The sequence below is a fragment of the Pandoraea sp. B-6 genome, from assembly GCF_000282835.1.
GTDB lineage: Bacteria > Pseudomonadota > Gammaproteobacteria > Burkholderiales > Burkholderiaceae > Pandoraea > Pandoraea cepalis.
This window is the reverse complement of the sequence record NZ_AKXS01000076.1, coordinates 1-10,095: the sequence shown is the minus strand read 5'-3', so window position 1 is coordinate 10,095 and position 10,095 is coordinate 1. Positions and strand designations below refer to the sequence as shown.

The 10,095-nt window shown below is 64.6% G+C and carries 8 protein-coding genes; 3 read left to right on the top strand and 5 right to left on the bottom strand.

The genetic code is table 11. The annotated features are described in order from the left end of the window. A partial coding sequence (locus A985_RS0100610; protein ID WP_017231499.1) for a LysR family transcriptional regulator occupies nucleotides 1–893 on the bottom strand: 893 nt, incomplete at its 3' end. A 176-nt stretch (nucleotides 894–1,069) separates the two neighbouring features. On the opposite strand from A985_RS0100610, the gene A985_RS0100605 reads away from it, so the two are divergent. After that, nucleotides 1,070–2,176: an NADH:flavin oxidoreductase/NADH oxidase gene (locus tag A985_RS0100605; protein ID WP_017231498.1), complete on the top strand. Its 1,107-nt coding sequence runs from the start codon at nucleotides 1,070–1,072 to the stop codon at nucleotides 2,174–2,176. A gap of 88 nt (nucleotides 2,177–2,264) precedes the next feature. Here A985_RS0100605 and A985_RS0100600 read toward each other — a convergent pair whose 3' ends face one another. The 3 genes from A985_RS0100600 to A985_RS23670 form a co-directional block, all read right to left on the bottom strand. Then, nucleotides 2,265–3,515, bottom strand: a complete 1,251-nt coding sequence (locus A985_RS0100600; RefSeq protein WP_017231497.1) for an EAL domain-containing protein — start codon at nucleotides 3,513–3,515, stop codon at nucleotides 2,265–2,267. 237 nt (nucleotides 3,516–3,752) lie between these two features. Further along, nucleotides 3,753–5,081, bottom strand: a complete 1,329-nt coding sequence (locus A985_RS0100595; protein ID WP_017231496.1) for an MFS transporter — start codon at nucleotides 5,079–5,081, stop codon at nucleotides 3,753–3,755. A 43-nt stretch (nucleotides 5,082–5,124) separates the two neighbouring features. Next, nucleotides 5,125–6,795, bottom strand: a complete 1,671-nt coding sequence (locus tag A985_RS23670; protein ID WP_017231495.1) for a GMC family oxidoreductase — start codon at nucleotides 6,793–6,795, stop codon at nucleotides 5,125–5,127. A 341-nt stretch (nucleotides 6,796–7,136) separates the two neighbouring features. Between A985_RS23670 and A985_RS0100585 the strand changes: the two genes are divergently transcribed. Continuing rightward, the gene (locus A985_RS0100585) at nucleotides 7,137–8,009 is read left to right on the top strand and encodes an IclR family transcriptional regulator (protein WP_017231494.1); all 873 of its coding nucleotides are present in this window, start codon (nucleotides 7,137–7,139) and stop codon (nucleotides 8,007–8,009) included. Between the two features lie 4 nt (nucleotides 8,010–8,013). On the opposite strand, the gene A985_RS0100580 is transcribed toward A985_RS0100585, so the two are convergent. Then, nucleotides 8,014–8,802 (bottom strand): IclR family transcriptional regulator, encoded by a 789-nt coding sequence (locus A985_RS0100580; protein ID WP_130024881.1) that lies wholly within the window; start codon nucleotides 8,800–8,802, stop codon nucleotides 8,014–8,016. Between the two features lie 220 nt (nucleotides 8,803–9,022). Here A985_RS0100580 and A985_RS0100575 point away from each other — a divergent pair, with 220 nt between their 5' ends. Then, nucleotides 9,023–10,009: an AAA family ATPase gene (locus A985_RS0100575; RefSeq protein ID WP_017231492.1), complete on the top strand. Its 987-nt coding sequence runs from the start codon at nucleotides 9,023–9,025 to the stop codon at nucleotides 10,007–10,009. The last annotated feature ends 86 nt before the right edge of the window (nucleotides 10,010–10,095 follow it).

The following is a 10,095-nucleotide window of genomic DNA, read 5'->3' as shown; positions in this document are numbered from 1 at the left end:
CCACCGAAGGCGCGCGGGCGCGGAGCGTCGACACGTTCGCGCAGCAGCGCCACCGCCCGCTGCGCGCGCGCCGACAGAGGCCACTCGGCGCGATGGATCAGCCATAGCGTGTCGACCACCGGCGGGCCGCAGTCCACCACGCGAATGGCCGCCTGCGACGCGAACGCCTGCCGCGCGTATTGCGGAATGATGGTGAACCCCAGCCCCCGCGCAACATATTCGAGAATCAGGCCGATCTGGTTCGTGCATCCCTTGCACGGCAGGCTCTGTACGCCGGGATTGCCCGGAAAACGACGGCTCAACAAGCGCGTCGACATCGCCTCGCCATCCGGGTGATCGATGTACCCGATGCGCTTCAGGTCCTCCCATTTGTGCACGTCTTCCCCCGCCGGAACCACGAGTTCGAGCGGCTCTTGCGTGAACGGCGTGGCGGCAAGCCGTGGATCGTCAGGCCGCAACGTCACCAGGCCCAGCTCGAAACGATTCTGCAACACGCCTTCGAGCACCTCCCGGTCAGGCGCGAAGCGATGCTGCACGACCATCGTCGGGTTGGCCTTCTGCATGTCGAGCAGGATCGGACACAGGTACAGCCCGATGCTGCCCGGCGTGATGAGTGTGATTTCACCGCAATCGTCGTCCGCATCGTCCAGCCGTGAGCGAAGATGCCGCGCCGCACACTCGACTTCGCGACAATAGGTCAGCAGCGCCTGACCGGCGGGCGTGAGTTCGATGGCGCGCGGACGCCGCACCAACAACGGCCCGAACTCCGCTTCGAGATGCTTCACGTGCTGGCTCACGGCCGCCTGCGTCAGGCCCAACCGGTCGGCGGTGCGCGTGAAGTTACCGAGCTCGGCGAGCGTGGCGAACGATTTGAGCCACTGAGGATTGACCATAATGAACTGTTATCAATTCGATAATGTGTGGATAGTTTTCATTATAGCGTTGTGAGGCTAACATGGCGTTGGTCGACCTGCCACGGTCGAGGCGCTGCGAAACACCGACGTCCGTCATGGTCTTCAGCGACCGATGTCGTCCGTCAGCGCCGCTCCCCTGACTCCAAGAGAAACCCATGTCCGCCCTGTTTTCCCCGTTTGAATTGAAAAGCGTCAAGTTGCGCAACCGTGTGGCCATTCCGCCGATGTGCCAGTACAGCGCCGTCGACGGTCTCATCAACGACTGGCACCTCGCCCATTACGCCGGACTGGCGCGTGGCGGTGCCGGGTTGGTGATCGTCGAGGCGACCGCCGTCTCGCCCGAAGGCCGTATCTCCCCGGGATGCACCGGACTGTGGAACGACGCTCAGGCGCAAGGCATGGCGCGCATTGCCTCGGCCATCAAGGCGCACGGCGCGGTGCCCGGCATTCAGATCGCGCACGCCGGACGCAAGGCCAGCGCCAACCGCCCCTGGGAGGGCGACGACCACATCGGTGAAGACGATCCGCGCGGCTGGCCGACGATCTCGCCGTCGGCGGTCGCTTTCGGCGCGCATCTTGGCAAAGTGCCCACGGCGATGACGCTGGACGACATCGAACGCGTGAAAGCCGACTTCGTGGCGGCCGCACGCCGTGCGTTGGCGGCGGGCTTCGAATGGCTCGAGTTGCACTTTGCTCACGGCTATCTCGCGCAGAGCTTCTTCTCGGTGCATGCGAACCATCGCGACGATGCCTACGGCGGTGACGTCGCGGGACGCAGCCGTTTCTTGCTTGAGACGCTCGCCGCCGTGCGCGAGGTGTGGCCCGAGCATCTGCCGCTCACTGCGCGTTTCGGCGTGCTCGAATACGACGGCCGCGATGAAGAAACGCTGGCGGAATCGATTGACCTCACGCGGCAGATGCGTGAAGGCGGTCTCGATCTGCTCAACGTCAGCGTCGGTTTCTCGACACCCACCGCGAATATTCCCTGGGGCTCGGCGTTCCTCGCGCCGATCGCCGAGCGCGTCAAGAAAGAAGCGGGGATTGCCGTGGCGTCGTCGTGGAGTATCGACGACCCGCATGCGGCGCAGCGCGTGGTGGCCGACGGCCAGATGGATCTCGTGATGATTGGGCGCGCACTGCTCGCCAACCCGCACTGGCCGTATTACGCAGCGCGCGAACTGGATGTGGCGCGTCCGTCGTGGGTGTTGCCCGCCCCGTATGCGCACTGGCTTGAACGCTATCGCGTGCAACGCGCCGCCTGATCACGGCGACGCGCCATGAACAACGCCCCCGTGCATCGGAAGATGTCCGGGGGCGTTGGCATTTCAAGCGAGGTTCAAACGGTTGCCGTCACCAGTTGATATCGACGCAGAGCACATGCAGGCCTTGCTTGGCGGGCGTGGCGATGGAGGCGGTCACGCACAGGTGAGCCTCGTTGATCGAGAGATAGGGCGAGGTGAAGTGTACTTCGCCGGGCGCGCGCATGGCATCGATGAAATAAGGTCGCCGTGCCCAGTTCGCCCCCTCCGAATGCAGCAGCGGACGGAAACGCTTGGCGCGCTGTGACGAATGGTTGTGCGGCAGCACGTTGTCGCCGATCTGGCGTCCGGCGGCATCGAGCAGGAAGCAGCGCGCGGCATCGGGCAGCGCGAGCAGGTCGTGTGTCGCGTGTCTGAGGTCCTGCCCCTGAGCCAAGTGGGCGGCGGCCGCCTCGATGCCCGCCACATACGGCGCAAGCCGCGCATGCTCGGCCCGCTCCCGCTCGACGAGTTGCGTGCGCAGCGCCGACGACAGCGCGTCCATGCGCTCGGCCGCGACCTTCGGCTGAACGGGGTCCACATCCGGCCCCGCGAAGTACAGCCCCTGCACGAAGTCGACGTTGCACTCCAGCGCGATGAGCGCTTCGCGATCCGTCGCGAGGCCGCCCATCATCACCAGTTGTCCCGATTCGTGCAACAGCGACACGAGCCCGGGCAGTACGCGTGCCAGATGCGATTGCTCGGTCGCCTGCGCCAGAATGCCGCGATCGAGCACCACGATGTCCGGGCGCAGATCCCACACCCGGTCGATGTTCGAATGCTTGGCCCCGAAGCCGCCCAGCGCGATCAGGAAGCCCGCCTTGCGCAGGCTGCCGACGATGGCGCCGAAACGCGGGGTGTCGCCGCCCGCCTGCTCGGGCACTTCGAGCACCACGCGTTGCGGCGACAGGCCGATGGCCTTGAGCGTGGCGATGAGTGCGTCGCCGTAGACAGTGTCCATCAGGGCGGCGGGGTGCAGGCTCAGGAAGAGCCACGCATCGCGGCCGTCGAATTCATGGAAGTTGCCCAGATGCAGCGATTCGGCCAGTCGGCCCAGTTCGAGCATGTCGCCGTGCCGCGCGGCCAGTGTAAAGACTTCGTGCGACGGGATGTGGCGACCTTGCGCGTCGTGCGCGCGCAGGGACGCGTGGTAGCCGATGGCGCGCCGGTGCGAGACCGAAAAAACCGGCTGGAAGACGCTGCAAATCGTGAAGTCGCCGTAGATGACGATGCGCCGGCCGTCTTCGGCCGCCGTCAAACGGGGCGGCAGCAAGCCGGGGGCGTCGAGATCGATCATGGTCATGGTAGGGACGGGCGCGGGGCAGCAGGGTTAAGTACAGGATAGATGAGCAAGAACCGTGCTCAAAGGCGCCCGGCGGCGCCGGCGCTATTGTCCCTGATTTTCCGCGATTTTTCGCCCGGGAGACGACGCATCGCACCAGCGTGCGTCGCCTTCGCACCAAATTGGGGCCTGGGCGTTAGGGCGCCCGGCATCGCGCCGCCGCCGGATGTCCGTCCCGGCGCGGCGGCGCTTGGCCCTTCAATGCTCGGTCACGCCGGCCCCGTGCCATACATTCTGGCGGCGCTGGCGGCTGCCGATCCACGCCGCGGACAGCGCGCTGATGAGGCCGGCGCTGAGTACGTAGATGCAGATCATCCACGGCTCCCCGCCATTCTTCTGCAACAGGTAGGTCGCGATGATCGGGCTCAGGCCGCTCGCGAAGATGCCCGAGAACTGGTAGACGAAAGAGATACCGGTGTAGCGGACCTTGGCGTCGAACAGTTCCGAGAAGAGGGCGGCTTCCGGTCCGTAAATCGAGGCGTAGATCACGCCCAGCGGAATCACGATGGACAGCCAGACGAGCATCACATTGCCGCCGCTCGCCTTCATCAGCCAGAACCCGGCGAACGACGACAGGCCGGTTGCGAGCGAGCCCCAGAAGTAGATACGCGTGCGACCGATGCGATCCGACAGCTTGCCGAAGAACGGAATGGTGAAGATCATCACGAACGCGGCGGCCATCACGCCGGTGAGCGCTTCGGTCTGCGACAGCTTGAGCGTCTGCGTCAGGTAGGAGATCGAGAACACACCGAAGACGTTGAAAAACACGCCGTCGATGAAGCGCGCGCCCATGCCGGCCAGTACATTGCCCGGGCTGCGCATGAGGACTTCGGCAATCGGCATCTTGATCTCGGTGCCTGCCTTCTTGATCTTCGTGAACTCGGGCGTCTCCATCACGTTCAGGCGAATGTACATGCCGATGGCCACCAACCCCACCGAGAGGAAGAACGCTACGCGCCAGCCCCATGCCAGGAACTGGGCCGTGGTGAGGGTGTACGACAGCAGGGCAACCACGCCAGAGGCCAGGCACAGGCCGAGCGCGAGGCCCACCTGCGGAAGGCTGGCGTAGAAGCCGCGCTTCTCCTTGGGCGCATATTCGAATGCCATGAGCACCGCGCCGCCCCACTCGCCACCGAGCCCGATGCCTTGCAGCACCCGCAGCACGAGCAGCAGCACCGGCGCCCACAGGCCGATTTGTGCGTACGTCGGCACCAGTCCGATGAGCATCGTGGCAATGCCCATGATGGTGAGTGTCATCACGAGCATGCTCTTGCGGCCGAGCTTGTCACCGAAATGCCCGAAGATCACGCCGCCCAGTGGCCGGCTGAGAAAGCCCACGGCGAACGTGCCATAGGCGAGCATCGTCGAGACGAGCGGGTCGCTGCCGGGAAAGTACAACTTGTTGAACACGATGCCGGCGACGACGCCGTACAGGAAAAAGTCGTACCACTCGATGGTGGCGCCGATAAGGCTGGCGACGACGACACGGCGCATCTGCCGGGCGTCGGTCTGCTTCGATGCATTCATGGTTGTCTCCGAATTTTGTAATGGTTGGGGCTGACGTGACTGGCTAAATGACGACGGCAACGCGTGCCGCTTCTGCTGGCGGCGCCTCGCTGCCGCGAATCTCCTGCATGCCCGACGCCTGCTTCCTGTCTTCGAAAATCATGTCGGCCGCTTTCTCGGCGATCATGATGGTCGGTGCATTCGTGTTGCCCGACACCAGCTCGGGCATGATCGACGCGTCCACGACGCGCAGCGCCGCAAGGCCGTGAACGCGCAGACGGTCGTCGACGACCGACATCGGGTCGTGACCCATCCGGCAAGTGCCCGCCGGGTGATAGATCGATTGGCTGAACTGGCGCGCGGCCTGAAGCAACTCGTCGTCGCTCTGATACTGCGCGCCCGGAATGAACTCGCTGATGATGTGCGGTGCGAGCGACGGGGCGGCGGCAATGCGGCGCGCCACCTTGATGCCGTCGATCACGACGCGATGGTCGCGCTCATCCGACAAATAGTTGGCGTGGATCGCCGGGTATTGCAGCGGATCGTTTGACCGGATCTCGACACTGCCCCGGCTGAACGGGCGCAATTGGCACACCGACGAAGTGAACGCCGAGAACCGGTGCGCACCCTTGCCCGGCTTGTCGGCCGAGAGCGGCTGCATGTGGAACTGGATGTCGGGACGCGTGAGCTCCGGGCGCGAGCGCGTGAAGATCGTCACCTGACTGGCGGCGAGCGTGAGCGGCCCCGTGCGGAACAACGCGTATTGCAGACCGATGAGCGCCTTGCGCAGCGGGTTGTTGACCTCGTCGTTGAGGGTGCGCTCGCGGGTCTTGAAAACCAGGCGCACTTGCAGGTGATCTTGCAGGTTCCGCCCGACACCCGGCAACGCATGCCGTAGCGCGACACCGGCCTTCGCCAGCACCGTTGTCGGACCGATCCCCGAGTTTTGCAGCAACTGCGGCGACCCGATCGCCCCGGCCGCGAGAATGACCTCGACGCGCGCGCGTGCCTTCTTGCGCTCGCCGTTCTGCAGATACTCGACACCTACCGCACGCTTGCCTTCGAACAGCACGCGGCAGGTCTGCGCACGCGTCTCCACCACCAGGTTGCGACGCTCGCGCGCCGGCTTCAGAAAGCCCTTCGCCGTACTCCAGCGAAAGCCCCGGAACGCCGTCTGCTGGAAGTAACCGACACCTTCCTGCGTCGCGCCGTTGTAGTCCGCGTTGAATGGGATGCCGGTGTCGTTCGCGGCGGCGATGAAGTGTTCCGCGATCGGGCGGCGCAGGCGCAGATCAGACACCTTCAGCGGGCCGCCCACGCCGTGATACTCGTTGGCACCGTGCTCCTGATCTTCGGATTTGCGGAAGTACGGCAGCACGTCGGCATAGCGCCAGCCGCGATTGCCCAGTGCCGCCCAGTGATCGTAGTCTTCGCGCTGTCCGCGCACATAGAGCAGCCCGTTGAGCGAACTGGAGCCCCCCAGCACCTTGCCGCGCGGCCAGTCGATCTGACGATTGGCCACGTTGGCGTCGGCCTCGGTGCGATAGCACCAGTCGAGTTCGGGGTCGTGCATCGTCTTGAAATATCCAACCGGGATGTGAATCCACGGATTGCTATCGGGGCCGCCGGCCTCGAGCAGCAGCACCCGGTTTGCCGGGTCCGCGCTCAGGCGATTGGCGAGCACGCACCCGGCGGAGCCCGCACCGACGATCAGATAGTCGACCTCATGTTCCATACCACTTGTCTCCTGCCTCGCATCTGCTTCGAATTGGGTGAAACGATTTGTTTCGGATTGTTTCGATCCAATGTCGGCGAGCCGTACGTAAATGCCAAGCAAAAAACCGCGTGCGGCGGAGAACTGAAACGGATTTCGCGCTTGGCGTCTCAGAACGAGACGATTGCTGCAGCGCATCTGCGGGGTTTTACTAGGGGTTGGCGCGCGGACTCGATGCGTCGATCGACTGGGGTACCGCGAGGTTTGTCAGACAGCCCCGGGGTTATCCCGAAGCGGATGATCGTCAAATAATTGGTATATTTTGTTTCTTTTATTGTGTTGGTGGCGAGCAAGGAGGCGCAATGCGCGAGACGGTCACGCTGGAGGAGGGGGAGTTGCGCGCGAGCGACGAGGCGCGGAATCTGCGTGCGCTGGCCGTCATTGAACGATTGGCGATGGCCGGACAGCCCTACACGTTGTCGCAGCTCGCCACGCGTCTGTCGATTCCGAAGGCCACCCTCATGCGCCTGATCGAGGCGCTGGAGGTCTGCGGCTATGTCTCGCACGTGCCCGATTCGCGCGGATCGGAGCGAGGTCTGTCGTTGGGGCCGCGCGCGGCGCGACTGGCGCTGGTCACGCTGGCGAACAACAACTTCACACGTGCGGCACGCTCGTTGCTGCGCACGTTGGTCGATCGGGTCGGCGAGACCGTCAACCTGACAGCGCTCGACGGCGACGAGATTCTTTACATCGAACGGGTGGAGACGAACGAGCCGTTGCGCATGCAGATGCATCCGGGCATGCGTGTGCCACTGCATTGCACGGCGAGCGGCAAGCTGTTCCTGTCTCAGATGCCGGCGGCGGAACGGCGCGCCGTACTCTCGCGCCTGTCGCTCAAACGCATGACGCCGCGCACCATCACCGACGTGAGCCTGTTGGAGGCCGAGCTGGACCGGCTGGCCGCGCGCGGCATCGGCATCGATAACGAGGAATTCGTGCGCGGCATGGTGGCGGTGGGCGTGCCGGTGCGCGCGCTCGATGACGGCCACGTACGCGCGGTGCTCGCCGTGCATGGGCCGACGGCGAGAGTGACGCTGGAACAACTGCTGGCGCTGGTGCCCACGCTGCGCGAGACCGCGACGGCGCTCGCACCACTGCTCGACTGGCAGCGGGCCGGCAAGGCGGAAGCGTTGGCGAAGCTGGCCGACGCCCGGGAGCAGCGCAGAGCGGTCTGACGTGTCAGAACGTCTTGGCGAGTTCCTTCGCGGCCTCCTGCAGGCGCGGCACGAACTCCATGGCCTTGGACAGCGACGTGCGCGAGACCGGGGCATGCACGGCCACGGCGGCAATGCACGTGCCGTCGTCCTTGAGCACGGGCGCGGCCACACAGGCGATGCCCAGCACGAACTCTTCGTTGTCGACGGCAATGCCCTTGTGCGCAATGCGGTCGAGTTCGCTTTCCAGCAGTTCGGGGTCGGTGAGCGTGTTCGGCGTGAAGCGTTGGAGCTTCATGGCGCGCAGGAGGGCGGCGCGTTGCTCGCGCGGCAGCATGGCCAGCATCAGCTTGCCGCTCGCACTGCTGTGCGCGGGTACGTGCGACCCCGGTTTGAGATCGAGACGCAGCGGCCACGGCGCTTCCATGCGGTCGAGATAGAGCACCTCGGTCTCGTGCAGCATCGTGAGGTTGCACGTCTCGCCCAGATCGGCCACGAGACGGCCAAGAATCGCATGGCGCATGCGTCGAGCACCCGCCTGCATCATCACGCCCAGGCTCAGTTGCGCGAGGCGCGGGCCAATCACGTAGGCGTTCTTCTGCCCCGGCTCGCGAATCACCAGGCCACCCGCTTCGAGTGAGCCGAGCATGCGGTGCAGCGAAGCTTTCGGCATCTGGATGTCGTGCGCCATGTCAGCGAGCGAGACCGGTGCGTCGGCCGCGACGAGATATTCGAGCAACGCAAACGCCCGCAGGGTCGGGGTATCCGCCTTGTTGTCTGCAGGAGAGTCGAGCTGAAGTGCTGCGTCGTTCATATGCGCCGTTCCGGAAAATGGATCAGCGGTATTGTACCCAAACGGGCCATCGAACGGATTGAACGGCATGGGCTGGGTTCCGATGCGTTTCGGTTGGTTCAAATGTAGATGAGCCATCAGGCGTCGTCAATCAGTATTTTTATTTTTCGGAACGAATTGTTTCTAAAAATGGTTAACGTTATGATGCACCGAATTGGCTTTGGAACAGGAGAGGGACGTAATGGAGACCGCAACCCAACAACCGGATCGTCTGATCGATGCCCGCAGCGTATTCGGCATCGATACGGATCTGCAGGTGCCGGCGTTCGGCGAGCGCGATGACCATGTTCCCGAGATCGACACGGCTTACCGCTTCAACCCCGACGTCACGCTGGCGATTCTGGCCGGCTTCATGCGCAACCGGCGCGTGATGGTGCAGGGCATGCATGGCACCGGTAAATCCACGCACATCGAGCAGGTGGCGGCGCGGCTGAACTGGCCGTGCGTGCGAGTGAATCTCGACGGGCACATCAGCCGTCTCGACCTGGTGGGCAAGGACGCCATCGTCGTGCGCGACGGCCATCAGGTCACGGAGTTTCAGGAAGGCATCGTGCCGTGGGCGCTGCAACGCCCGGTCGCGTTGATCTTCGACGAATACGACGCCGGGCGTCCCGACGTGATGTTCGTGATTCAGCGCATTCTGGAGCGCGACGGCAAGTTCACGTTGCTCGACCAGAATCGCGTGATCCATCCGCACCCAGGCTTCCGCATGTTTGCCACGACGAACACCGTCGGCCTCGGCAACCTCAACGGCCTTTACCACGGCACACAGGTGCTCAATCACGCCCAGATCGACCGTTGGAATGTCGTGGCGACGCTCAACTATCTGTCGCGCGAGGACGAAGCGGGCATCGTGTTGGCGCGCGTGCCGGAACTGGACAACGGCGACGGGCGCACGCTCATCGACTCGATGGTGAGCGTGGCGGAACTCACGCGCAAGGGCTTCGCGACGGGCGATCTGTCCACGCTCATGTCGCCGCGCACGGTGATCAACTGGGCGGAGAACGTTGGAATCTTCCGCGATGCCGGGCTGGCCTTTCAGCTCACGTTCCTGAACAAGTGCGACGAGGCCGAGCGCGCCGTGGTGGCCGAGTATTATCAGCGCGCCTTCGGTTGCGAGTTGCCCACGAACGACGGCAGCCGGTCGCTGCTGGCCGATGCGTCATGACGATGTCCGAGCGCGAGGCGGCACGTCGCGCCGCGCGTGGCGAGGCGCTGTGCGCGGCGACGGTGCGCGCACTGACCGGCGACGCC